Raw genomic sequence first — 24,749 nt, forward strand, 5'->3', positions numbered from 1 at the left:
AAAAAATGTATAATTTTCCCTATTTATTTTCAAACTATCCATAACACTTATATAGGGAGGGTTTATTTTATGAAAAAGATATATTTTATACTAACAATTGCATTCTCCTTGCTCACTATTGTACCAAATTGTACAAATGCAGCAAAAGGCTCTAACATGCCAATTGAAATTAAAACGATTACCCAAAAAGGGAAGAAGCCTTATATAGACTATCAAATAAGCAGACCTTCTTTTCATCACTTTCCAGATTTAACATTTCAAAATCAATTAAATGCATATTATAAAAACGCTACTAACCGCTTTAAAAAAAGAGTAACAAAAGAAGCGAAAAAATATTATGAAGAAACAAAGCATACGGAATCTTCTTTTCAGCCTTATGTTGCAAATGTTGACTATAAAATCACATTAAACAAACTACCTTTACTAAGTTTATATGTAAATTATTATCAATATACAGGCGGTGCACATGGATTATATACATGGAAAGCAAATACATTTGATGTAAATAAAAAGAAACTATTACACTTAGATGATTTATTCAAAAAAAATAGCGCCTATCAAGATATCATTCGTACAGAGATCGTAAGGCAAATCAAACAAAATGAAAGCATCTATTTTCCAGATGCAGCTGAAAAAGTGATTAACACAAAAAAATTCTATTACTTTTTAGATCCAGACTATCTTACCGTTTATTTTCCGTTATATGAAATCGCACCATATTCAAGTGGAATTCCTCAATTTCGTATTTCATACACCTTGCTTCAAAACTCCTTGAAGCCTTATTATCAGATTATTTTACTTGACAAGAAATAAATGCATCGATACGATAATGTTAACTATAAATCGATAGGAGTTAACATTATGAACAAATTACGTCCTTTAGATTTAGTACTATCTGCGATGTTCGTTGCACTTATGGCGATCGGTGCAAATATTGTATCATGGGCACCATTTTTACAGGTAGCTGGTGTCCCATTGACGATGCAACCATTTTTTTCAATTTTGGCAGGACTTCTCCTTGGTAGTAGACTTGGTGCCTTATCTATGACAATTTATATGCTTGTCGGAGTTGCTGGTGCACCGATTTTTGCAAACTTTAAAGCGGGCTTGGGAGCGCTTTTAGATCCTACAGGTGGATTTATTATTGCATTTATTATGGTTGCTTACATATCTGGAAAGCTTGTGGAACAAAGAAACAATCCAAAATTCGGTACATTTGCAATCTCAGCTTTTGTTGGCATTATTTTAACTTATATAATTGGTACAACTTATATGTATGTAATCGTAAACTTGTGGATGGGCGGAAACATGAGCTATAAAGCAGCTTGGATGATTATGATGTGGTTTGCTTTAAAAGATTTTATTCTTACGGTAATCGGCGCCGTTATTGCACCTCGTATATACTACGCAGTTCGTCGTTCTGCTTATCAACATTCTCATTCTACACAATCCTCATAAAAAAGAGCTACTTCATGTAGCCCTTTTTTATGAGGATTGATTTGTTTGTTCTTCAACAATCTTCTTCATAAGTTGTAAAAGATCTTCACGCAGTTCATCATACTGAAGCGCCATTTCAATTGTCGTTTGAACAAATCCTAATTTTTCTCCAACATCGTAACGCTTCCCTTCAAAGTCATAAGCAAATACGCGCTGAATTTCATTTAATTTTTGAATAGCATCCGTTAGTTGAATTTCACCACCAGCACCAATATGTTGTTCTTCTAGAAACATAAAAATTTCTGGTGTTAAAATGTAACGTCCCATAATTGCTAAGTTTGAAGGTGCTGTACCTTTCGCTGGTTTCTCCACAAAATTGCGAACTTGGTAACGACGTCCCTCTTGTTCTAATGGATCAATAATTCCATAACGATGCGTTTCTTCTTCTGGAACCGTTTGTACACCAATAACAGAAGAGAGTGTTTTATCATATTCATCCATTAATTGACGTAAACATGGTGTTTCAGCTTGTACAATATCATCGCCTAATAGCACCGCAAACGGCTCATCACCAATAAATTTCCTTGCACACCAAACAGCATGCCCTAGTCCTTTTGGTTCTTTTTGACGGATATAATGAATGTCTACCATTTTAGAAGAAGCCTGTACTTTCTCAAGCAATTCATATTTTTTCTTTTCCAATAAGTTTTGCTCTAATTCAAATGCATGATCAAAATGATCTTCAATAGAGCGCTTTCCTTTACCTGTAACAATAATAATATCCTCAATTCCAGAGGCTACCGCTTCTTCGATAATATATTGAATCGTTGGTTTATCCACAATTGGAAGCATCTCTTTTGGCATTGCTTTTGTCGCTGGCAAAAAGCGCGTTCCTAACCCTGCTGCTGGGATAATCGCTTTTCTTACTTTTTTCATAACAAATCCCCTCTTTTCTAATCCTTGTACTATATTTCCTTACTTATACACGAAAGTGATTACTCTGACATTCATAATTGCAACGTTACAGACAGTATATCATATCCATTCTGCTTACATATCTCATTTTTATATACAAGAAAAGAGGAGGTCACTCTCCCCTTTGCTCTCCTTTAATAAACATCATGGATCGGTTTCATTATAAACGATTCATAACATCTTCTTTAATAGTAAGTAACTTTTGTTCACTATTTTGTAAAGAATCAGCTTTCACACCAAAATAAAACTTAATCTTTGGCTCTGTGCCGGACGGACGTAAACAGAACCAAGAACCATCTGTTAGTTGATATTTTAGCACATTAGATTTTGGTAATTGAATTTCTTCTTGACTTCCATCTATTAGAGATGTAATCGTACTTGCCTTATAATCTTCTACTGTTTTTACTGTTAAACCAGCCACTTCTTTTGGTGGATTTTCACGGAATGCTGTCATCATTTCTTGAATTTTCTCCGCTCCATCTTTTCCTTTTAACGTTAAAGACACAAGATCTTCGCGGAAGAAACCATACTTTTCAAATATTTCTAGTAATCCATCATACAATGTTTTCCCTTGTGATTTATAGTATGCTGCTACTTCACATGCAAATAATACAGACTGAACTGCATCTTTATCACGACAGAATGGACGAATTAAATATCCATAACTTTCTTCATATCCAAATTGGAACTCATATTGTCCGCTTTCTTCATATTGTTTAATTTTCTCACCAATAAACTTAAATCCAGTTAATGTATCAACTGTATCTAAGCCATATGCTTTTGCAATTGTACGGCCAATTTCAGACGTTACGATTGTTTTTAGTACAACACCGTTCTTTGGAAGGGTACCATTTTGTTCCTTTTGTGATAATAAATACTCAAGCATTAATGCGCCTGTTTGGTTCCCTGTTAATACTTGGAATTCTCCGTTATGATTACGAACCGCTACACCTAGGCGATCCGCGTCTGGATCCGTTGCAATTAATACGTCCGCTCCTACTTTTTCACCATCACGAATTGCCAGTTCAAATGCAGCATGTTCCTCTGGATTTGGTGATTTAACCGTAGAAAAGTTTGGATCTGGTAACTCCTGCTCTTTTACGACTGTTACATCTGTAAATCCAACTGCTTCTAAGCCTTGGCGTACTGGAATATTAGATGTTCCATGCAGTGGTGTAAAGACGATTTTTAAATCTTTCCCAACTTTCTCAACCATTTCTTTATTTATGATAACTGTTTTTAACTGCTCTACATATGCCTCATCTACTTCTGTCCCGATGATATGTAATAATCCATCCGCTTTTAATTGCTCTACATTCGCAACTTCTACCGTTAATTCATCTTCCACTTGATTTACATAACGAATTAACTCATCTGCTTCTTTTGGTGGCAATTGTCCACCATCTTCACCGTATACTTTATATCCATTATATTCGGGTGGATTATGACTTGCTGTAAGAACGATTCCACTTATTGTATGTAAATGACGTACTGCGAAAGAAAGTACTGGTGTTGGACGTAAACTTTCGAATACATATGTTGTAATGCCATGCGCCCCTAATGTTGCAGCTACTTCCATTGCAAATTCGGGCGATTTATGACGAGAATCATACGCAACAACTACGCCGCGTTTCTTCGCTTCTTCACCTAAACTCTCAATAAAGTGTGCAAGTCCTTTTGTCGCTTTTCGAACAGTATATACATTTAAACGATTCGTACCAGCCCCCAGTTCACCGCGCATACCACCGGTACCGAATTCTAAATTTTTATAGAAGCTATCTTCTATTTTCTTCTCATCTTGTTTCATATCTTCTAGCTGCTGTTTTAATTCTGCATCTAAGTTTGCATAAGAAAGCCAGCGGCTATATTCTTTTTTCCACTCCATCCTCTTATCTCCTCTCGCTTGTCATAACTTTATTATATGAAAAAAACAGCAATTATCTCAATACATTTTAAAATCTAACAGGATTTTACTTTTATAATTTGTATACACTAATGGTATATACTTCAAACAAAAAGGTGAGGCATATGAAAGAATGGGGATTATCTGAAGAATTAAAAATAGAAACAAAACAAATGATTGAAATTGTAGAATTAGAATTAGCAAGCATGAAGCAAACCATTGATGAAGATGGTGAGTGCATTTTATGCAAAATGGAAGAAATTCATCATTTACTAAGTAACGTTCAAACAATTGCAGCTTCTTACTATTTAAAAGCTTATTTATCACCATTTACCTCAAGTTATGCTCCTATCACAACAGCCATCCAACATTTAGGTGAGCGAAAACATGGAGCATTAATTGTGGTCGAAAGGAATGATTCTCTTACTCCCCTCATTCAAACAGGCACGAAACTAAATGCTTTTTTAACTGTTCCACTACTCGAATCCATTTTTTATCCTGGGAACCTGCTTCATGACGGAGCCGTTCTTATTAAAGACGACCATATTATATCAGCAGCGAATATTCTCCCTCTAACAAAAAATTTAGAAATTGACCCTAAGCTTGGAACACGTCACCGAGCAGCAATTGGTCTTTCAGAAAAAAGCGATGCTCTCATATTAGTCGCGTCGGAAGAAACAGGCCGGACATCTTTTGCATTAAACGGCTCTTTGTATACAATTTCTTTATAGTAAGTAAAACTTTAATCAGTGGAGAATGTTTCTTTACCCACCACTAATGATGCCCCTCACCAATCTTGCTTACCCTAAAATAGCAAGATAAAAAAGGGTAGCCATTTCGCCTACCCTTCTAAGCTTCTTATTCTTCTCCAAACCGTTCAACAAGTGTTGCAAGTGTACGAACCATTACACCTGTTGCTCCTGCCGGTCCTAAATCATGTGTACTCGTTGTATCAGAAGTTCCAGCAATATCTAAATGTACCCAGGGTGTGTCTTCCGCAAATTCACCAAGAAATGTGCCGGCCATTACCGCATGTCCATCACGCCCTGGTGAGTTGTTTAAATCTGCAAATTTACTGTTACGAACACGCTCTTTATCACGTTCAAAAATCGGTAATTGCCAAATTCGTTCATCTGTTTCCATTGACGCTTCTAATACTTGTTCAAATAATGTTTCATTATTTGTCATTGCACCTGTTGTATGGTTTCCTAGCGCAACGATAACCCCTCCTGTTAAGGTTGCCACATCAACAAGATAGTTTGCACCAAGCTTCTTCGCATACGTAATTCCATCAGCTAATGCAAGGCGACCTTCTGCATCTGTATTTAATACTTCAATCGTTTTCCCGCTCATAGATGTGATAACATCATCTGGTTTAAATGCAGTTCCACTCACTACATTGTCTGTTGATGGAATAATTGCAATTACATTTTGTTCAGGGCGAAGTTCTCCGATAATTTCCATTGCACCAAGAACTGCTGCCGCACCACCCATATCACCCTTCATACCAACCATGCCATCGCGTGGTTTTAAAGAGTAACCACCTGTATCATATGTAATTCCTTTTCCAATCAACCCAATGACATCTTTCCACTCTTCTTTTCCTTTATAAATGAGGGCAATCATTTTGGGCGGTTCTGTAGAGCCTTGATTAACTGCAAGTAAAGCACCCATACCTAGTTCTTCCATTTCCTCTTTCTCTAATACTTTATAATCCATATCATATTTTTCAGCTAATTCCACTGCATATTCTGCCAGTTTTGTTGCTGTTAACATGTTCGGAGGCATATTTACAAGCGTACGAGCTGAATTTGTAGCACGTCCATGAACATATCCAACTGTTAACGCTGCTTCAATTTCTTTTGCATCCTCTGCTGTAATAACAACAAGTTTTTCTAATTCTACATGTTCTTTTTTATCTGTTTTATATGTTTGTAATCTGTATGTGCCAAGGCAATATACTTCAGCTGCAATATGCGCCACATCAATTGCATCTAACTTCTCTGTGACAAATGAGTCAAGCAAGATCGCAGCGTCTTGTATCTTTTCCGCTTGTAATGTTTTAAATGTTTTACTCAGTGAAGCACGTAATGTTTCGGTTGTATATGCTTCTTTTTTTCCAAGGCCAACAAAGTAGTAACGTTTTACATTTGTTTTCCCTAAGCTATGTACTTTTGAAATAGATTTCTTCTTTGTACTCAGTTCTTTTTCATCTAATAAACCTTGCAATTGTCCCTCAAATGCCTTGTCTAATTCTTGGACAAAACGGCTCGTTTCTTCTTCAAATAAAGCAACAATGACTGCTCCATGGTTCGCTAATTCAGTTTGTACTTGAAACATATTCAGCCCCCCTTGGTTTCTCTATTTTTTATTATAACTGTATTTTTTCGAAAATGCGATAATTCTAACTTTTCTTCCGCTTCATATATACAATAAAGGTAATTCGTATATTCTTTCAGGTATAATACCTCTGCAATTCTGAATATACACTATCACCTTGTCTACATCTAAATCCCAATGAACTGGTCGTATGGCTGTAAATATTGCTCTGCTACTTCCATCATCAAACGTGCTCCTTTTACATTTCCGTAGCTAGAAGGATACTGAGCAACTACTAATTGTAATAATCCTTTAAGAAACAGATTACTGCGCTCTTCCAACCACATTTCTTCTAACCAATCATGACATGTATCATAATCTGCTGCGTTATATTTCACAAAAACTTGTAATACGCTAAAGGATACTTCTTCACTTTTCCACCCTGTTTTCTTATATTGCGAAACAGGACAAAGAAAAAAGTCTAGTGTTCATTTCACTAGACTATCTCTGTTTCAAATATTGGCCACGAAATACTTGCATCGTTTCATCTTGATTCAACATCGTTAACTCATCTTCCGTTAATTTACCATTTCCCATTTTTACAACATATACATTTACCTTTTTCTTTCCCCATTGGCTGTATACATCCTGAACAGTTTCATAATATAAATCCAGCCTATTTCCCTTTATAGCGCCACCTTTATCCGCTACAACGCCGTATCCATACCCTGGAATAAATAAAATTGTTCCAATAGGAAATACTCGTAAATCTGCTGCGATTGTAGAATATAAATCCCTTTTCACTTTGACCCCTGAATATGTAATTCCATACTCTGGGTGTTCAGGGCTTTTTCCTGTTGATTCAGCACCTGACGTATATCCAGTTGCCGTTACTTCCATCATACGATATTTAGACCAGTCATTTGCCTGTTCTAAAGCATTTATTACTTCTTTACTTGGAACAACTTGCTCTTTTCTTTCTGCCGCATGCACTTCTTTTACATTGCTTTCTTGATATGTTTTGACAATGTCCATAAAAGAAATTCCTGTGAATGCCTTCCATGTTACACATAACGCTGTCACAAATAAACAAGTCATCATAATGCGAATAGCATATCGTTTTAACATTTTTATATTCCACACTCCTTCATCATTAGTCATTCCCGATACGATAAAGAAATATGCAAAAAAAAATCTCCAAACAAATTGGAGATTAAAACATTTGATAGCCACTTTTTCGAAGCTTCTTAATTACAATGCCAGCCAAAATTGCTCCTATGAATCCTGTTGATAAAATAAATAGGTCCGCTTGTCCAAGATGAGATACCCTTGTTCCAACTGAAGAAAATGTTTCTGATGGCTTTGAAAAATAGTCCCAAACGCTTGCTTTATTAACGATGAACATGCAAATGATTGGATAAATCATAACCATTATCCACGTAGCACGTAAAATCATGTTAAGTAAAAATCCAATTCCAAAAAACAAAATAAAAAACAACATCATTGAAATAAGGAGTACTGGTATACTCAATTGTTCTCGCCCCCCTTTTCCCCCGCCGTAAATACATGATATGCTGTATATCCGAATTGCTTTCCTGGATTGAGTGTCATATCCATCTCAAGAATTGGTCCTATATTTCCCTCTAATAAATATCGAATTAATATGGAAGTATTTTGGTCATATGCGATATCTTTTGGGTGTAAAAATGCCACTTCCGACAATTCTTCTTCTTGAACCGTAATCTCTTCCCCTTCCGGTTCCAATAGAAAAATAATCATATTATCACTAATTTCATCATGAATCACACCGGAACGAATACCAATTACGCCTTTCACGTGTGCCGTAATACCTGTCTCTTCTAAAACTTCTCGTTTCACAGCTTCATCAATTGTTTCTCCTTCATTAACAAAGCCCGCTGGTAATGACCATTTCCCTTTTAATCCACTATATTTTTTCTTAACAAACAGCCATCTTCCATCATTTGTCACTACTAGTCCACTTACAGCTAACCAAACTTTCCCACGCTTCTCCATGATGTAAAACCCCTTCCGCTTAAACGAGCAGAATATTCATTCTTTTCTATTTATTATACTACATTTTTCAGTGAGAATAATATAAGTCTTCCTTTTCTTATTTAAATTTTCCATATATTCGATTTAATGTTAATATAGAGAAGTCCTTTCCTGAGGAAAGATCTTAAATCCCCTCAAAAATTCTTCCTTGTATACTACAACATACCTATTCATTTGAAAAAGGAGTAAAAAAACAAATGAGAAATCGATCAAAAAAATCCAGTATTGTATTTGTTACACTCGTTTCTGCTTTCTTCTTCTGCTCTGTCCTAGTTGTTTCTTCCCTTTCGCCACTTGCTGATTTTGGACCGAATGCAAATCAGTTTAACTCTTTAGGCATGTGGAAATCCATCGGCACGATTTTACTATTTTATAGCGTACCTCTACTTCTTTATATAGCAGGAATACGTGCAATACGATTCATCATGGCTATTCTTTGTGGCATGGGAATATTCATCAATCTTGTAATACTTGCAGTCGTATATATGATCATACATACAAGTGACTATCATGCCTACTCTTTCTTAGGAGTCATCATCGTTTGCATGGCGCTAATCATCACAAATATCATTTGGTTTTTTGTTGCTTTTCGCTCAAAAAGAAATTCTACTTATACGCTAAATGCAAATTGAAATGGCAGTAAAAAAGCAGAAACGGTCAGCCGTTTCTGCTTTTTTACTATATATTAAAAGAACTTCAATTTCCCTTTTTTCAGAACTAATAAAGGTCCACCAAGTAGGAATAAGTAACGGTTATCAATTACTTTCTTCATGAAAGAAGCTTTCCAGCCCGTTAATTTTTTCCCCATCACAACACCCATTGCATCGTCATGTCCTAATGAACATACAGATCCTTTATTATCAAATACGAACTTTTTCATTTCGCCTTTTCCACGAATTAATACAGATAAATTGTGGGCAATATTGTAACCTTGTTGAATTGCAATTTGTGCTGTCGGTGGATATGGACGGTTAATTTCTTCATTGATGATTAATGCTGCGTCACCAACCATGAATACATTTTCTTGACCTGGAGCACGCATAAATTCATCGACCTTTACGCGACCGCGCATCGCTTCAAATCCAGACTCTTCTACAATACCATTACCACGAACACCTGCAGCCCAAACAACAGTTTCAGATTTAATTAATTCTACATCATCACCGTTTGCAACAAGAATACCTTCTTCAGTTGCTTCTTTAATTGCTGTACCGATGCGAAATTCTACGCCTTTTTTCTCTAACTGTTTTACAGCGTATTCAACTAATTCTGGGTCAAAACCTGGAAGCGCTGTTGGAGCAGCTTCTACACAGATGATACGTACTTTCTCACGTGGAACATCATATTCTTTGCACAGTTCAGGAATTCGATTAGCCAGTTCTCCTACATACTCGATGCCTGTGAATCCTGCGCCACCTACAACGATTGTTACTAATTCATCGCGTTTTTCAGTCGCATATTGAGCGAATTTATATTCCATATGCTCACGAATTTGACGAGTGGTATTAATGTTAGTAATAGAGAATGCATGCTCTTTTAACCCTTTAATACCAAATGTTTCAGACTCGAAGCCTAGACCGATGACTAAGTAATCATACTTTAACTCGCTATTTTTTAAAATTACACGTTTTTCAGCCGCTTTAATTTCTACAACTGTATCTTGCACAAAGTTTACTTTATTTGTATCAATAACGTCTTGAATATCTAGACGGACTTTATCATGATGTAAAGTACCAGCTGCACTTTCATGTAACCAAGTTGTTTGGTAGTGATAGCTGTTGTTATTTACTAGCGTAATTTCAGCTTCACTTGCAGATAATGTTTTTTGTAGGCGAACAGTCGTAATCATCCCACCATAACCTGCGCCTAAAACTACGATTTTTGGAGTTTTCACTGAATCACAACCCTTTTCTTTTATATACTCGCAATAAGCGATAACACCTAATTTGTCAAGAATGTGGAATTTATCACATTCTCATTCATAACAAAACGTATTCAAAAATTCGTACGAAATTTGTCATAAAAAATTAACATAATACTTCCCTATATTATTCGGTTTTATTTCAGAATTCAAGCACCTAGAGAATTATCAATATTTTAAAATAACATAGCGTTTTCAAGGGTTTCTCCCCCTCTTTTTCATGTATTTTCCTATTTGTATATTTTATACATTTCTAATTAATCTATGCAGAAGCTTACAAACAATTCAGTCGCTTTCTTACGTATTAGGAACAAAAATATGCTATCATTTATGTTAACTTACAGTCCTTTGCAGGATTTCCGTATACATATGAACAATATATGGAATCAATATCCAAATTCCATCTATAGGGGGAATAAATAATGACAGAAAATCAAAATGTGTACGATATAACAATTATTGGTGGTGGTCCAACCGGACTATTTACAGCATTTTATGGCGGGATGCGACAGGCAAGTGTAAAAATTATTGAAAGCCTACCGCAACTTGGAGGACAATTGTCCGCACTATACCCTGAAAAATATATTTATGACGTTGCAGGATTCCCAAAAGTACGTGCGCAAGAGTTAGTAGACAATTTAAAAGAACAAATGAAAAAATTTGATCCTACCATTTGCTTAGAAGAAGCAGTGGAAACTCTTGAAAAGCAAGCTGATGGCGTGTTTAAACTCGTAACAAATAAACAAACACACTACTCTAAATCTGTCATTATTACAGCTGGTAATGGTGCTTTCCAACCACGCCGCTTAGAATTAGATGGTGCACAGAAATTTGAAAAGAAAAACTTGCACTATTTCGTTGATGACATGAATAAATTTGCCAGAAAACGCGTTGTTGTATTTGGCGGTGGTGACTCTGCAGTAGACTGGACATTAATGTTAGAACCAATCGCTGAGCAAGTAACCATTATTCATCGTCGTGATAAATTCCGTGCTCATGAACATAGTGTAGAAAATCTAATAAATTCTCGGGCAGATATAAAAACACCTTATGTTCCAGTAGAACTAATCGGTGAAGAGCAGATTGAACAAGTTGTTTTGCAACATGTCAAAACAGAAGAAAAAGTCGTCATTGATGTTGATGATGTCATCGTAAATTATGGTTTCGTCTCTTCCCTTGGTCCCATTAAAAACTGGGGCTTAAACATTCAAAAAAACAGCATCGTTGTAAATTCGAAAATGGAAACAAATATTCCAGGTATTTATGCAGCAGGAGATGTTTGTACATATGAAGGAAAAGTAAAACTAATTGCATGTGGTTTTGGCGAAGCACCAACAGCAGTAAATAATGCAAAAGCTTACTTTGACCCAAGTGCAAAATTACAACCAATGCATAGCTCTAGTATGTTTTAACGTATAAATAAAAAAGAGGTGCAATTTCTCGTGTAGAAATCGCACCTCTTTTTTATTACGTGCAGATAATATCTGAAAAATTCTGTTTTTTTTAATAACATATTTTATTTTTAACCTCCAGCGTACATGCATAAGGTATAATTTATATAATCACTCAAATTGGGGTGGGAGAGAGATCATATGGAAGTACAAACGGAAATATATCGAGCAGCTACGAAAAGAACGTTAGAACGTCATTTTTCAGATATGATTGCCATTCCTCTTGTTTTAGTTGGAGGAATAGTACTTTCTATCCAATTGTGGTAGAAAACCAAATTAAAAGGGATGTTAGGAATGGTCATCACTTTTGGGCTTATCATCTTCACATTGATATAATTGTTACCTGCCATATTTTTCCCTCGTATAAGGTTGCAAGGAAAATACATATTACTTTTCAGCATTTTTCACATACTAAAACTATTACAACCACATACATTTACGAGGTGAGATAGATGAATGGAAATAAAATATTAGCTGCGCTTTCGTATTGGAGCGTTTTCTTTGCTCCCATTATATTCCCTATCATTATTTGGATAATTGGTGAAAACGAAACGAAGATTCATGCAAAAAAAGCGCTTTGGACTCATATTATTCCAGGGATTACAGCTTTTTTAGGAATGATTATAATCGGGATGTTAGGAATTACTTCTAATCAACCTGACATAACACTTGGTATCGGTTCAATTATCATTATAGGAATTTGCGGAATCATTAGCATATATTTCTTTATTTGGAATATTGTAAAGGGAATTCAAGTGCTGAAATCTTGAAAAGAGAACCATCAGACACCTCATAATGAGAGTAGATCTGATGGTTCTTCCCCTTCTTATCTTTAAAAATATACTGGGCAAATCTGTTATTATTGTCTACAATGAAAAAGTGTAGTATGGAAATATTCAAAACTACATAAAGGATTATTTTTTAATCAAGGGATGTTTTCTTCGTTTATTTTACTTTTTAGGTTTATTACCTAAACATAGCGGTTAAAACAAATGTTAATAGAAATTTTATACTGCTTCAAATTTGTGACATAGAAAGGATGCAATATGGAGGAATTACAACGAAACAAGTCTGTTTTAGAAGAAAATGGGAATCCATTATTAAAAAATACAAATTTCCTTTTCCTCTGGGCAGCTACTCTTTTTTCAAGTTTTGCATTAGCCTTTTTTACCTTTTCTCAAACATGGTACATCGCGAAAACATTAAATCTCGAAGCTTCCCTCGGTGTTGTCTTTGTTGCACTTAGCGTCCCAAGACTAATCTTTATGATTGTAGGAGGAGCTGTGGCAGACAAATTTCCGAAAAAAAATATTATGTTTTACTCCAATATCGTTCGTGCTATTATTGTAGCAACCATCTTAACTTGGTTTGTCATCGGTGACGTAACCTTATATACATTTGCTTTCTTCGCTTTATTCTTTGGACTAGCAGATGCTTTTTTCTGGTCCGCAGACGGATCCATTTTACCTGAACTTGTTGAAAAACAGCGCTTAACACAAGCAAACTCACTAACCCAAATGACAAACCAAGCATCTGTTATTTTAGGACCTGTACTCGGTGGCATCCTGATTAAATTTAGTAATTATGAAACGATTTTTACCATTACAATTCTTTTACTTATTATAGCCGCTATACTTGTCCAAAAAATACAATCTACCGTGCAAGAACAATCAGATTCAAATAAAGGGATGTTTACATCTATTAAAGAAGGAATTTTATATGTAAGAAAATCGCCATTTCTGTCCACATTCTTAATTTGTAGCGCCTTTTTAAATTTATTTTTAATCGGCCCTATGCAAGTTGGATTTCCATTGTTTATCAAAAATGTATTGCACGGCGATTCTCTTCAATTTAGTTATTTAGAAGCATCCGTTGGAGGCGGAATGGCAATTGGAGCTATTATCGTTGGCCTGAAAAATATTAGTCGAAGACGGGGCCTATTTTGTATTATCATGATGCTTTTATCTGGGGTATTCTTCTTATCGATTAACTTTAGTACAACACTGTGGCAAGCATTGTTAGCTGGCGCATTTTACGGAATTACGATTGCTATGGCAATTGTTCCTTTAATGGCAATGATTCAATCTACTGTTAAAGAAGAAATGATGGGGCGCGTAATGAGCTTACTCATGCTTTCATCAATGGGATTCATTCCAATTTCTTATGCTCTTACATCCCTTGCACTCGCTGCCGGTATTCCAATCGTTACCATTATGAAAAGCGGCGCGATTGCGGTCATTCTCTTTGTATTATTCGTTGCCATTCGCGTTCCCGTTGTACGAAAATTTGATTGATGAACAAAAGGGTCATGTATAATGCATGACTCTGTTGTTCGTTGTGTCGTACACTAAGCATTTATCCTTTTAAGAACTGAGGTAGAAAAACATGATTGTAATTAGCGCTTGTTTAGCTGGTATCGCTTGCCGTTACGACGGCAATGATAATCTTGTTTCTAAAATAGATGAGTTATTACAAAAAGAAGACACCGTTCTTGTCTGTCCAGAAGTACTAGGCGGATTACCAACTCCGCGCCCACCAGCAGAAATCATTGGTGGCAATGGAGATGACGTGCTAGATGGAAAGGCAAGAGTGCAAGATAAAAACGGAAACGATGTGACAGATGCCTTTATACAAGGCGCTTATAAAGCTTTAGAAACAATAAAAGATTTAAACCCCGCGTACATTATTTTAAAAGAGCGCAGCCCTTCTTGCGGTAGTTCTACAATTTATACAGGAGAATTTAATGGAAAGAAACAAGCTGGATATGGCGTTACAACAGCACTCTTTCGAAGACATGGATTTACAGTTATTTCAGAAGAAGAATTTGCACATGAAAAAAGGAGTTGACCGAAAAAGCCAACTCCTTCTTTATTATTTTACACCTAATTTTTCTTTCACTTTTGCAGGAAGCTCATCCTTCTGTACTTCCTCCCAAGCTGTTACCCCTTTTTTATCGGAGTAATAAATGCGAAGAAATGCTTCTTTGCGAAGATTTTTCTGCGCAGTAAATTCCATTGTTTTTTCCTTTCCTTCTTCATCAAATCCTGCTAATTTATATTGATAATCTGTATATCTTGTACCATCATCCGCTTTTCCTTCATATACTTTTCCATCCACTGTAATTTGAACATAGTACGTATCTTTCCCCATACGATTCAAATCACAACCAACTAAAACACTAGCAAATACGATTAAAATACTAAAAAGTGCAATATATCGTTTCACGTGATTCACCTCATTTTTTATTATATCGATATCATAAACTTATATAATAAAAAAAGAAATTCATAAACGTGACATAAATATTACACTTTTGTAAGATATCAAAAAGAACCTTCTCTTTTTTTGGATGAGAAGGTTCTAATTTATTAGCATTCCTCCGGCTTACCAGCATTCGTCGCTGTACGGAAAGAAGATCCACATCCGCATGATGCGATTGCGTTTGGATTGTCGATTGTAAATCCGCCGCCAAGCATCGATTGCTTATAATCAATTTTTACTCCTTTTACAATCGGAGCACTTTCTTTATCAATAACAAATTCAACACCATGAAATTCAAGAACTGTGTCGTCTTCATTTGGTTCTCTTTCAAATCCTAAACCGTAAGAAAGACCGCTACATCCTCCGCCATGAACGGCAAAGCGAACATATCTTTCTCCATCTTCAGCATCTTTTAACATATCCTTAATTTGAAATGCTGCTTGTTGTGTTACAGTAATCATAAAATCCACCTTCCTTTCTTATTCTATTATACATCTTTATGCTTCTATCTTGTACTCATACACTCCGTGACAAATCACTTCTGCTGGTCCTTTCATCATTACAGTTCCTTCTTCTGTCCACGTAATCATTAAGTCACCGCCAGCTAAATGAACCGTAATTTCTTTACCGCGCTCCATTTTTCCATTTAAGATTGCTGCTACAACAGATGCACACGCTCCCGTTCCACATGCTTGCGTTACACCTGATCCACGTTCCCATACGCGGAAATTCATCTCTGTTTCATTCAAAATTTCAATGAACTCAACATTTACCCGTTCTGGAAACATTTCATGATTCTCAAGTACAGGTCCCAGTGTTGTAAGAGGTGCCTTTTCTACATCATCAACAAAAATTACAGCATGTGGATTTCCCATAGAAACTGCTGTAAATGCATAACGTTGATTATGAAATAGAAAGTCCTCACGAATAAACGGCGTTTCTCCTTCTCCAAGCATCGGTAACTCCGCACGTGTTAAACGAGGTGCCCCCATATCAATTTTAACGAGTGTAACAATATCATTCTCGACTGTTACCTCAGCTGTTACAATACCAGCTAATGTTTCAATCGTAAAAATCGTTTCTTCTACTAATTTATGCTCATATGCATATTTCGCTACACAGCGAAGCCCATTTCCACAACTCTTTCCCTCTGAGCCATCATTATTAAACATACGCATTTTTACTGGTGCTACTTCAGATGGACAAATTAAAATCATTCCATCAGCCCCAATGCCGGTATTTCTGTTCGAAACTTTCTCTGCTACAAGAGCTAGTTCTTCCTCTGGAATATGTTCTTCAAACATATTTACATATATATAGCTATTTCCAAGACCATGCATTTTTGTAAAAGAAAATTGGCTCATTCTGATTCACTCCAAAAATAATTTATTGTTTTAAGTATAAAATGCATGCTTTTGGAACACAATATGAATGTCCCCCGTTTCTCATATTTGACAACGTTTTGGCGACTTCCTTATCGAAGTCGTTCTTACACGAATTGTGTAAGAAAAAGCCCTTCTTAAAAGGGCCTTTTTTATTTCATGCAAACATCCCTGCAATTGCAGCGCTCAATAAATTTGCTAATGTACCAGCTATGATAGACTTCACACCAAATTTAGCAATGTCGCCTCGCCGATTCGGTGCCATCCCGCCAAGACCACCAAGTAAAATGGCTACGGAAGAAAGGTTGGCAAATCCGCACAATGCGAATGTAATCATCGCTGTTGTTTTCTCTGAAAGCTTTCCCATTTGCGGAGCAAAGTCCGTAAACGCCACAAACTCATTTAAAATTAATTTTTCCCCAATAAACCCTCCTGCGGTAATTGCTTCTGTCCACGGTACCCCAATAGCAAACGCAAGTGGCGAAAAAATATATCCCAATATAAGTTGTAATGATAAATTAGAATAACCGAACAGACCGCCGATTCCACCTACAATTCCATTTAAAAGAGCAATGACAGCAATAAAAGCAATCAGCATTGCGCCTACATTTAAAGCGAGTGATAATCCATCAGCTGCCCCGCGTGCTGCTGCATCAATTACGTTAGTTGGCTTTTTACGCTCATCTTTTTCATCCTCTTTCGAAATCGTGCACACTTCTTTCTTTTCTGTTTCGGGGAACAATAATTTTGCCATAATAAGCCCAGCTGGCGCTGCCATTACGCTTGCTGCTAATAAAAATTTAAGCGGCACACCTAGTGCAGCATATCCAAATAGAGTTGAGCCTGATACTGACGCTAATCCCCCAACCATTACAGCAAATAGTTCGGACTTCGTTAAATGCGGCATATACGGACGAATGACAAGCGGCGCTTCCGTCTGTCCTAAAAAAATATTTGCCGCTGCAGATAATGATTCTGATTGACTTGTTCCTAATAGCTTTGCTAAAGCTCCTCCAATACTCCGAACCATCCATTGCATAATTCCCAAGTGATATAAAATCGCAATAACTGAAGATAGAAAAATTAAAATTGGGAGTACACGAAACGCAAAAACAAATCCCGCCATTTTCGTTGGATCTCCTAAATTACCAAATAAAAATAATATTCCAGCATTCGCAAAATCCATGATTCTTTGAACAAACTGTGTTACTTTCTCTAATACACTTCGACCAAAGTCCCACTCTAGCACGATAAAACCAAACAATACTTGAATCGCAAGTCCACCAAATACAGTACGCAATGAGATTGCACGTTTGTTATTTGAAAGCAAATATCCAATAAAAAGAATAACGATAATGCCAATTACTCCCCAAATAATATTCATTTTGTCACCTCACAGCTTCAAATTCTTTGTTAGCATTTCCTCCAAATAAATTTTTACTCCTCATGAAATAAGTGACAAAACAAAAGGTGTTACATCGCTGTAACACCTTAAAACATTGGATTTTCTTCCAAATAATCATATATATTTTTCACAAGTTCTTCTACTGTAGTACCCTGTACAACTTCACCATTTACAAGCGCAAATGGTCCCTCAAAGCAAATACCACAATAGCCAAGGCAACCGTATTCCATAACATCTAAGTTTGGATCTTTTTCTAGCTCTTCAAACGCTGCTTGTGAACCACTCGCAAGGTTACCTACGCAAAATTCGATTAATGGTTTAACCAACAAACTCCCCCCTATAACTGTTCAAATCATTCTATCAGAAGAAAATGCTGCCATTTCTTGTTGTATTCATTACACTAACTAAACCATTGATTGGGTATACTGTTTTATTTCAAATCAATTGGTAAATCGCAACAGCTTATCCCACTTTTCTTCTTATTGTACAACAGAGTGCTCATTCATGCATTGTTATTTGTTCACAAATTCGATATAATTTGAGTGAGTAAAGTCAAAATATTTTTTCAATATACAATTTTATGATTAGGGGATATTTCAACAGAAAAGGGGTAATCCATCATGAAACACCTCGTGTTATTGGGTGGTGGCTACGGTGGAATGAGAATTCTACAGCGGCTTCTTCCAAACAATCAGCTTCCAGATGATGTCCAAGTGACATTAATCGACAAGGTACCATACCATTGTTTTAAGACAGAATACTATGCATTAGTGGCGGGGACAATTTCAGAAACTCATATTCGCATTCCGTTTCCAGAGCATCCACGCCTCAACATTCAATATGGAACTGTAACGAATGTTGACCTTGAAAACAAAAGCGTTCATCTCGATGGCGGTGAAGAAATTCAATATGATGATTTAATTATCGGGCTTGGCTGTGAAGACAAATATCACAATGTTCCAGGGGCAAAGGAATATACACACAGTCTACAATCCATTGAACAAACACGTAAAACGTACGAACAATTAAACAGCTTAGAACCAAATGCAACAGTAGCGGTTGTTGGTGCTGGATTAAGCGGTGTTGAAGTAGCAAGTGAACTCCGCGAAAGTCGTCCTGATTTAACAATTTACTTATTCGATCGAAAAGAACGCATTTTATTCCCGTTTCCAGAGAAATTAAGTAGATACGTAGAAAAATGGTTCATAAAACATAAAGTTACCATTATACGGAACTCTAATATTACGAAAGTAGAGCCCAACATTGTGTACAACCATGACGAACCGCTTCCTTGTGACGCAATTGTATGGACAGCTGGCATTCAAGCTAATGAAGTTGTTCGAAACCTTCCCGTCGAACATGATAGTAGCGGACGGGTTATATTAACAAAATATCACAATATTCCGAATAACGAGCATGTATATGTTGTAGGTGATTGTGCATCGCTTCCACATGCCCCTTCTGCACAATTAGCTGAAGGGCAAGGCGAACAGATTGTCCAAATATTGCTGAAACGTTGGAATAATGAGCCACTTCCTGACGAGCTACCTGTTATTAAATTAAAAGGAGTTCTCGGCTCTCTTGGTAAAAAACACGGTTTCGGCTTATTGGCAAATCAACCGCTAATGGGACGCGTGCCAAGACTACTAAAATCCGGTATTCTCTGGATGTATAAATATCATAACGGGTAAAGAGAAAAACAAGAGTTTTTAGCTCTTGTTTTTCTTCTTTCTTCACAATTATATTTTTTTAACAAATTGAGACTTTAATTTCATTGCTCCGAAACCATCAATTTTACAGTCAATATCATGATCACCATCAACAAGACGGATATTCTTTACTTTTGTACCAATTTTAATAACAGATGACGTTCCTTTCACCTTTAAATCTTTAATAACAGATACAGAATCACCATCTTGCAAAACATTTCCATTCGCATCTTTTACAACTTTCACATCTTCTGCTTCCGATTCTAAATTCCACTCATGTGTACATTCTGGGCATACAAAAAGAGCTCCATCTTCATATGTATACTCCGAATTACATTTTGGACAATTTGGTACATTAGACATAATTTTCTTTCCTCCAATTTATCATTCTCAATTCTTGTACAAAAATTCTTTTCCATTTCTTATGGATAACTGCGTGAGAATCGCTACTAAAAATTTGAAATGAATTGTATATAAGAATTTCCTATATTTTTATATACTGCCATAGTCTCCTCGTAATAACAACCCTTCCTTACCTTCTCATTTTTATCCTATTTTAAACAAACCTTGTGAAAATCTCTAAGTATCAATATCCAAATAATGGATAACATAATAGTGAATTATTACAATTGTATATAATGGAGGTCTATGTGATGTATTATGTAAAATTAATTAAAGGGCAATCCTTCTATGCTTTTAATCATCGTTTTTTATTAGATCAAGAGGAAAAAGTAACACAAAGAATTTTTAAATATCTATGTAAAAATGAATGTTTTGAAGTGCGTACAGAGGAAGAAGCTTCTTCTCCTTCCTGAAACAAGGATGACACGATTTTCAGTTATATAATTCGTACAAAAAAACGCTTGAGTTTTGCCAAGCGTTTTTTTGTTTTCATTACTAAAAAAAGATTATCATTCATCTATCGTTTCGATTCTATAATACGACAACGCTTATTCATTAAAAATCATTATTCATTGCGATTACTTTCATAACCTTCTTCCATTTTATATTCTAAAATATCTCCAGGTTGGCATTCTAATGCTTTGCAAATTGCCTCTAAAGTTGAAAACCGAATTGCTTTTGCTTTTCCATTTTTTAATATGGAAAGGTTAGCCATTGTAATCCCAACCTTCTCTGAAAGTTCTGTTACACTCATTTTTCTTTTAGCTAGCATCACATCAATATTGATTATAATTGCCATATTATTCACCTCAAACCGTTAAATCATTTTCTGTCTTTATATCTACAGCATTTTTTAATAGCTTTTGAAGAACAGCAGCAAAAACTGCGATAACCGTTGAAGTAAAAATAATGACCAATCCAATTAATATAATGCCAGGGGCATCATCTCTCTCCGCAATGAGATAGAAGAGTGGCAGACCTATCACATACAAGCTACTAATTGTAATAGCACAGTTCTTTATATTCTTTAAAGCTCTTACAGATAATTCCGAGAACGCTTCATTCCGATCAATATATTGCAAAAGTTTGAAAGCTTGATACAAAGCAAAGTAAAAAGGAATCGCCGCTGCATACAAATCAATTAGAACGAGATATTTCATATAAACAATATCTGGATACAATTCTGCTGCAAAATTCCCTATCTTAGGTACTAAAAATATACATAAAGCAAAAATTGGAATACCGATAAGAATAACAGCTATTTTTAAAAAGAATGTTTCTCGTTTCATAGACAGCACCTCTCTTATTGATTGCAAATTTGATTTTAACACATTTTTATCGTTTTACAATAAATTTTTATTTATTAACATTATTTTTTTATTATTATATAAAAAGAGCATTTCTTTATCATAAGAAATGCTCTTTGACTTTGAATCATTGAACCGGTACGAATTTAATAAAATCAATATCATCTCTCATATTGACAATAGCTGATTTCACTCTATTACTTAGAGTATGCAGAGAAACGAAACTACCTACTATTTGTATACATCTTTTTTCTCTTCCAATTTCTTTTTACATAGTTCAATCGTACTAACCAAATACTGCCGCGTCATCTTTGCTCTTCTCCATATGGAAATCATCCGCCTTTCTCCCGCATTCCTTCTTATACGTCCAACCTCCCAGAATAAGGGCTTCCATTTTTCAGAAGAAGACCTCATCATATATTGCAACCCTTCATCTTTTGAAACAATTCTTTTTTGCTCGAGAGTAACAACTATACGCCCCATTGTCACAATAGCTGATTCTACCCATTCCCCACTAAGAAATAAATAAGGACGCGATATTTTTTCACTCCAATATTTCTCTACATTATATTTCATCGTTCTTTGAACATCGCTCCATGATGGGTGAAAAGGAAGTTCCTTTGCCTCCAGTCCCGTAACAGTAATTCCTTGATTCTTTAACGTCCACCACGTCACTGCATTTATATCCCAGTGTCCTATGTTTATTTTTCCATTTGCGCAGTACATATACTCTTCTATCTCCTCATTTCTTTTTCCTAAATCAGCGACAGAAATATACATACCATCCATTCGTTTTCCAAGCTTATGCTTACTGAGGGTTTTATGCAATTTCTTTATTTGAAATTGCATATCTTCCTCCATCCTTTTGCTTGTTACTGTAATAAAATCAATATCACTTGTCGCATAGCAAAATGCACCTAACGCAACGGAACCGTACACATATACTCCTACCAGTTCTTCATCTAACAATATTTCTTGTAGCCTACTTACATATTGTGCCATTAACTCTTTTACTTCTTCTGGTACTTCTTGCTTCACGATATCTATTTCTCACACCGCCTTCAATATTTTTCCTTTTATAGTTATTAAAAAAACCTTTGCATTCACAAAGGCTTTTCAATTGATAAATATTTCTCAATCTCTTCATATACATCTTTCAAACGAGGATTTCCTTCTCCAACGATTTCTCCGTTGACAACAACAACTGGATAAAATAAATCTTCTTCAATAACGCGCTCTGCAAAAGCTTTCTTCTTTGCATCTTCTTGCTCTTCTTGAATATCGATGTATTCAAATTTAAATTGATCTTCTTTTCCTTCATACTTACGACCAATTGCTGCTTGCAACCACTCAAACGTTTCCGTTGAAGATGGCATTCCAACGCAGCTTGCACAAATCACTTTTGCACCATACACTTGAACATGAATCATTCTTTTTTCCCCCTAACTTCCTGTTCTAACAGCATATTCAGATACCTTAACTACATAAGCGCATCACTTTACAAGTTCATACTATACCCCTATACTGAAAAAACACATTGTAAACATGATTGCACATTTCGACAATAAAACAAGAACAGAAAAAATAGATTTTCCCCTGTATCTTGATTATAATAAAATGGATGAAAGGAGTCGATAAAAATGGAAAACCCAAACATGCAAGAACAAGTACTAGAAGTATTAGATAAATTACGTCCGTTCTTACTTCGCGATGGCGGTGACGTTGAATTAGTAGATATTGAAGATGGTATCGTAAAACTACGCCTTATGGGTGCATGCGGAAGCTGCCCAAGTTCTACAATTACATTAAAAGCTGGTATCGAACGCGCACTACTAGAAGAAGTACCAGGCGTAATCGAAGTAGAGCAAGTATTTTAATTGCAAAGCGAAGGCGGCTTGCTCAGAATCTCCTCAAAAAAGAGACCAAATCCGGTCTCTTTTTTGTATTTTTTCGGAAAAACAAATGGTAATTGAAATTATATCGACGATTCGACCTAAAATATCGACGCAACTTGCAATTTATCGGCGATTTAACCTAAAATATCGGCGGTTCGACACAACTTATCGACCGCTCGACAAATAATGACACCCTTTTCTCACCGTAATATGTAGAATCAAACAGAGGTCTCTGTTTGATTCTACGATAACCAATCTAATTTGCGAATCCCTAACTTATTAACAGGTAATCGAAAAAATTCATAAAAATGCTTCATAAATTGCTCTGAACGGTTCATATCGTGTAAAATGTCTTCTAAGCGATCTCTGTATACACTTTTATACTCTTCATTATCTGTTTGATAGTAACTTTCTACTGTTTCAAAGTATTGGAGCGGGAACAGTAAACGTGCAAATAATAAGCGCCAACCAAAAGAAGATAACGAATAATTTCGTTCATACTCGGAAATAAATTGAACAATTAGTCGTTCCGAATCTTTCTTTTTCTCTGTTATTATAGAGCGCATCCATTCTGCTATATCTCTAGTTGGATGATCATATACCCAATCAATAGGAATTTTTAATCGATTCGTTTGTTGCCATAATAAAGGTGTAAATCTTTCTTGGCAAATCGTTGCGGAATCAGAAAGCTGTGGTGTGTCATCTATCTCTGTATCAACAACATATTGAATAGCATTTTCAGCAATTCCTAAATAATAAGGGAATGATTCAATAAACAATTGATCAAATACATCTGAAGGATGATTCATCACCTGTGATTGCCAAAAACGCTCTAATTGATCAAGTCTCTTTTCCCATAGCGATTTCCATTCACCAATGCGGCTTAATTTATCAATTTCCTCTGGGAAAAAGGCACCGCGTTTATGAAATAATGAAAGTTCACTTCCTAATGGAGTAGCATGTCGTTCAAGCAAGCGTATCCCTTTTAATAAACAATAATTTTTCTCTTCTATTTCACTTACATAGTAACCGTGTATCGTTGGAACGAAAGTTGCAACAGTAATATCCCCTTGCTGGTTCATATAATCACTGAGCTTTTTCATTTCAACAAGTACTTCTTCTTCCATATTTCCAATCGGAAGAAGTACATAAATTTTATTGCGAATCCAAAAACTTTTATAGGGGCCAAGGGGAATTAATTCTTTGACATGCATTTGATAATGCTCATAAATATGCTGAATCATCATAGTCGCCACCTATGTTTTTTCTATATATATATGAGCTTGTGCTCGCCTTTCATGCCTATGCA

The 24,749-nt window shown here is 35.7% G+C and carries 31 protein-coding genes; 12 read left to right on the forward strand and 19 right to left on the reverse strand.

Features of this window, described 5'->3' with window-relative positions; all coding sequences use genetic code 11:
• The first annotated feature begins 69 nt into the window (after window positions 1–69).
• Window positions 70–813, forward strand: a complete 744-nt coding sequence (locus BCER98_RS17845) for a DUF3298 and DUF4163 domain-containing protein (RefSeq protein WP_012095981.1) — start codon at window positions 70–72, stop codon at window positions 811–813.
• Window positions 814–861: 48 nt separating this feature from the next.
• Window positions 862–1,458 (forward strand): biotin transporter BioY, encoded by a 597-nt coding sequence (locus BCER98_RS17850; RefSeq protein WP_012095982.1) that lies wholly within the window; start codon window positions 862–864, stop codon window positions 1,456–1,458.
• 27 nt (window positions 1,459–1,485) lie between these two features.
• Here BCER98_RS17850 and galU read toward each other — a convergent pair whose 3' ends face one another.
• Window positions 1,486–2,373 carry a UTP--glucose-1-phosphate uridylyltransferase GalU gene (galU, locus tag BCER98_RS17855; RefSeq protein WP_012095983.1) on the reverse strand — a complete coding sequence of 296 codons (888 nt, stop codon included), beginning with the start codon at window positions 2,371–2,373 and terminating at the stop codon, window positions 1,486–1,488.
• Window positions 2,374–2,572: 199 nt separating this feature from the next.
• Window positions 2,573–4,297, reverse strand: a complete 1,725-nt coding sequence (locus tag BCER98_RS17860; protein WP_012095984.1) for a phospho-sugar mutase — start codon at window positions 4,295–4,297, stop codon at window positions 2,573–2,575.
• Between the two features lie 143 nt (window positions 4,298–4,440).
• Here BCER98_RS17860 and cdaS point away from each other — a divergent pair, with 143 nt between their 5' ends.
• Window positions 4,441–5,046 (forward strand): sporulation-specific diadenylate cyclase CdaS, encoded by a 606-nt coding sequence (cdaS, locus tag BCER98_RS17865; protein WP_012095985.1) that lies wholly within the window; start codon window positions 4,441–4,443, stop codon window positions 5,044–5,046.
• 127 nt (window positions 5,047–5,173) lie between these two features.
• Here cdaS and BCER98_RS17870 read toward each other — a convergent pair whose 3' ends face one another.
• The 5 genes from BCER98_RS17870 to BCER98_RS17890 all read right to left on the reverse strand — a co-directional run bounded on the left by BCER98_RS17870 (window position 5,174) and on the right by BCER98_RS17890 (window position 8,668).
• Window positions 5,174–6,655: a leucyl aminopeptidase gene (locus BCER98_RS17870; protein ID WP_012095986.1), complete on the reverse strand. Its 1,482-nt coding sequence runs from the start codon at window positions 6,653–6,655 to the stop codon at window positions 5,174–5,176.
• A gap of 167 nt (window positions 6,656–6,822) precedes the next feature.
• Window positions 6,823–7,032: a DUF309 domain-containing protein gene (locus BCER98_RS17875; RefSeq protein WP_012095987.1), complete on the reverse strand. Its 210-nt coding sequence runs from the start codon at window positions 7,030–7,032 to the stop codon at window positions 6,823–6,825.
• A gap of 103 nt (window positions 7,033–7,135) precedes the next feature.
• Window positions 7,136–7,762 carry a 3D domain-containing protein gene (locus BCER98_RS17880; protein WP_041810598.1) on the reverse strand — a complete coding sequence of 209 codons (627 nt, stop codon included), beginning with the start codon at window positions 7,760–7,762 and terminating at the stop codon, window positions 7,136–7,138.
• Window positions 7,763–7,847: 85 nt separating this feature from the next.
• Window positions 7,848–8,165 carry a YuiB family protein gene (locus tag BCER98_RS17885; RefSeq protein ID WP_012095989.1) on the reverse strand — a complete coding sequence of 106 codons (318 nt, stop codon included), beginning with the start codon at window positions 8,163–8,165 and terminating at the stop codon, window positions 7,848–7,850.
• Window positions 8,162–8,668: an NUDIX hydrolase gene (locus BCER98_RS17890; protein WP_012095990.1), complete on the reverse strand. Its 507-nt coding sequence runs from the start codon at window positions 8,666–8,668 to the stop codon at window positions 8,162–8,164. The genes BCER98_RS17885 and BCER98_RS17890 overlap by 4 nt, the downstream gene beginning before the upstream one ends.
• 236 nt (window positions 8,669–8,904) lie before the next feature.
• On the opposite strand from BCER98_RS17890, the gene BCER98_RS17895 reads away from it, so the two are divergent.
• The gene (locus BCER98_RS17895) at window positions 8,905–9,339 is read left to right on the forward strand and encodes a DUF5391 family protein (RefSeq protein ID WP_012095991.1); all 435 of its coding nucleotides are present in this window, start codon (window positions 8,905–8,907) and stop codon (window positions 9,337–9,339) included.
• Between the two features lie 53 nt (window positions 9,340–9,392).
• On the opposite strand, the gene BCER98_RS17900 is transcribed toward BCER98_RS17895, so the two are convergent.
• Window positions 9,393–10,601 carry an NAD(P)/FAD-dependent oxidoreductase gene (locus BCER98_RS17900; RefSeq protein WP_012095992.1) on the reverse strand — a complete coding sequence of 403 codons (1,209 nt, stop codon included), beginning with the start codon at window positions 10,599–10,601 and terminating at the stop codon, window positions 9,393–9,395.
• A 449-nt stretch (window positions 10,602–11,050) separates the two neighbouring features.
• Here BCER98_RS17900 and BCER98_RS17905 point away from each other — a divergent pair, with 449 nt between their 5' ends.
• The 5 genes from BCER98_RS17905 (at window position 11,051) to BCER98_RS17920 (ending at window position 14,926) form a co-directional block, all read left to right on the forward strand.
• Window positions 11,051–12,040 carry an NAD(P)/FAD-dependent oxidoreductase gene (locus BCER98_RS17905; RefSeq protein ID WP_012095993.1) on the forward strand — a complete coding sequence of 330 codons (990 nt, stop codon included), beginning with the start codon at window positions 11,051–11,053 and terminating at the stop codon, window positions 12,038–12,040.
• 180 nt (window positions 12,041–12,220) lie between these two features.
• Window positions 12,221–12,346: a hypothetical protein gene (locus BCER98_RS23425; protein WP_255816144.1), complete on the forward strand. Its 126-nt coding sequence runs from the start codon at window positions 12,221–12,223 to the stop codon at window positions 12,344–12,346.
• A 185-nt stretch (window positions 12,347–12,531) separates the two neighbouring features.
• Window positions 12,532–12,849, forward strand: coding sequence for a DUF4870 domain-containing protein (locus BCER98_RS17910; RefSeq protein WP_012095994.1), 318 nt, complete (start codon window positions 12,532–12,534; stop codon window positions 12,847–12,849).
• A 276-nt stretch (window positions 12,850–13,125) separates the two neighbouring features.
• Complete coding sequence (locus BCER98_RS17915; RefSeq protein WP_012095995.1) at window positions 13,126–14,373, forward strand: MFS transporter; 1,248 nt, start codon at window positions 13,126–13,128, stop codon at window positions 14,371–14,373.
• A gap of 91 nt (window positions 14,374–14,464) precedes the next feature.
• On the forward strand, window positions 14,465–14,926 hold the full coding sequence (locus BCER98_RS17920) for a DUF523 domain-containing protein (protein WP_012095996.1): 462 nt from the start codon (window positions 14,465–14,467) through the stop codon (window positions 14,924–14,926).
• A gap of 24 nt (window positions 14,927–14,950) precedes the next feature.
• Here the strand turns inward: BCER98_RS17920 and BCER98_RS17925 are convergent, their stop codons facing one another.
• The 5 genes from BCER98_RS17925 to BCER98_RS17945 all read right to left on the reverse strand — a co-directional run bounded on the left by BCER98_RS17925 (window position 14,951) and on the right by BCER98_RS17945 (window position 18,456).
• Entirely contained in the window at window positions 14,951–15,304 is a 354-nt protein-coding gene (locus BCER98_RS17925; protein WP_012095997.1) for a YxeA family protein, read from the reverse strand.
• A gap of 143 nt (window positions 15,305–15,447) precedes the next feature.
• A complete protein-coding gene (locus tag BCER98_RS17930) occupies window positions 15,448–15,801 on the reverse strand; it encodes a HesB/IscA family protein (RefSeq protein ID WP_012095998.1) in 354 nt (117 codons plus the stop codon).
• Window positions 15,802–15,837: 36 nt separating this feature from the next.
• Window positions 15,838–16,704, reverse strand: a complete 867-nt coding sequence (gene dapF / locus BCER98_RS17935) for a diaminopimelate epimerase (protein WP_012095999.1) — start codon at window positions 16,702–16,704, stop codon at window positions 15,838–15,840.
• Window positions 16,705–16,879: 175 nt separating this feature from the next.
• A complete protein-coding gene (locus tag BCER98_RS17940) occupies window positions 16,880–18,106 on the reverse strand; it encodes a NupC/NupG family nucleoside CNT transporter (RefSeq protein WP_012096000.1) in 1,227 nt (408 codons plus the stop codon).
• Window positions 18,107–18,213: 107 nt separating this feature from the next.
• A complete protein-coding gene (locus BCER98_RS17945; protein WP_012096001.1) occupies window positions 18,214–18,456 on the reverse strand; it encodes a YuzB family protein in 243 nt (80 codons plus the stop codon).
• A gap of 291 nt (window positions 18,457–18,747) precedes the next feature.
• Between BCER98_RS17945 and BCER98_RS17950 the strand changes: the two genes are divergently transcribed.
• Window positions 18,748–19,818 (forward strand): NAD(P)/FAD-dependent oxidoreductase, encoded by a 1,071-nt coding sequence (locus BCER98_RS17950; protein ID WP_012096002.1) that lies wholly within the window; start codon window positions 18,748–18,750, stop codon window positions 19,816–19,818.
• A 48-nt stretch (window positions 19,819–19,866) separates the two neighbouring features.
• Here BCER98_RS17950 and BCER98_RS17955 read toward each other — a convergent pair whose 3' ends face one another.
• Window positions 19,867–20,199, reverse strand: coding sequence for a zinc ribbon domain-containing protein YjdM (locus tag BCER98_RS17955; protein WP_012096003.1), 333 nt, complete (start codon window positions 20,197–20,199; stop codon window positions 19,867–19,869).
• A 290-nt stretch (window positions 20,200–20,489) separates the two neighbouring features.
• On the opposite strand from BCER98_RS17955, the gene BCER98_RS21440 reads away from it, so the two are divergent.
• Window positions 20,490–20,651, forward strand: coding sequence for a YqbF domain-containing protein (locus tag BCER98_RS21440; protein ID WP_081428410.1), 162 nt, complete (start codon window positions 20,490–20,492; stop codon window positions 20,649–20,651).
• Between the two features lie 152 nt (window positions 20,652–20,803).
• On the opposite strand, the gene BCER98_RS17960 is transcribed toward BCER98_RS21440, so the two are convergent.
• The 4 genes from BCER98_RS17960 to BCER98_RS17975 form a co-directional block, all read right to left on the reverse strand.
• Complete coding sequence (locus tag BCER98_RS17960) at window positions 20,804–21,037, reverse strand: helix-turn-helix domain-containing protein (RefSeq protein ID WP_012096004.1); 234 nt, start codon at window positions 21,035–21,037, stop codon at window positions 20,804–20,806.
• A 10-nt stretch (window positions 21,038–21,047) separates the two neighbouring features.
• Window positions 21,048–21,527, reverse strand: a complete 480-nt coding sequence (locus BCER98_RS17965; protein WP_012096005.1) for a DUF2975 domain-containing protein — start codon at window positions 21,525–21,527, stop codon at window positions 21,048–21,050.
• Between the two features lie 249 nt (window positions 21,528–21,776).
• Window positions 21,777–22,547, reverse strand: coding sequence for a nucleotidyltransferase family protein (locus tag BCER98_RS17970; protein WP_048723211.1), 771 nt, complete (start codon window positions 22,545–22,547; stop codon window positions 21,777–21,779).
• A gap of 101 nt (window positions 22,548–22,648) precedes the next feature.
• Window positions 22,649–22,975 carry a YuzD family protein gene (locus BCER98_RS17975; protein WP_012096007.1) on the reverse strand — a complete coding sequence of 109 codons (327 nt, stop codon included), beginning with the start codon at window positions 22,973–22,975 and terminating at the stop codon, window positions 22,649–22,651.
• 210 nt (window positions 22,976–23,185) lie between these two features.
• Here BCER98_RS17975 and BCER98_RS17980 point away from each other — a divergent pair, with 210 nt between their 5' ends.
• Window positions 23,186–23,422 carry a NifU family protein gene (locus BCER98_RS17980; protein ID WP_012096008.1) on the forward strand — a complete coding sequence of 79 codons (237 nt, stop codon included), beginning with the start codon at window positions 23,186–23,188 and terminating at the stop codon, window positions 23,420–23,422.
• 260 nt (window positions 23,423–23,682) lie between these two features.
• Here BCER98_RS17980 and yutH read toward each other — a convergent pair whose 3' ends face one another.
• Window positions 23,683–24,684, reverse strand: coding sequence for a spore coat putative kinase YutH (gene yutH / locus BCER98_RS17985; protein ID WP_041810105.1), 1,002 nt, complete (start codon window positions 24,682–24,684; stop codon window positions 23,683–23,685).
• Window positions 24,685–24,749: the final 65 nt, after the last annotated feature.

It is taken from the genome of Bacillus cytotoxicus NVH 391-98, assembly GCF_000017425.1.
Taxonomy (GTDB): Bacteria; Bacillota; Bacilli; order Bacillales; family Bacillaceae_G; genus Bacillus_A; species Bacillus_A cytotoxicus.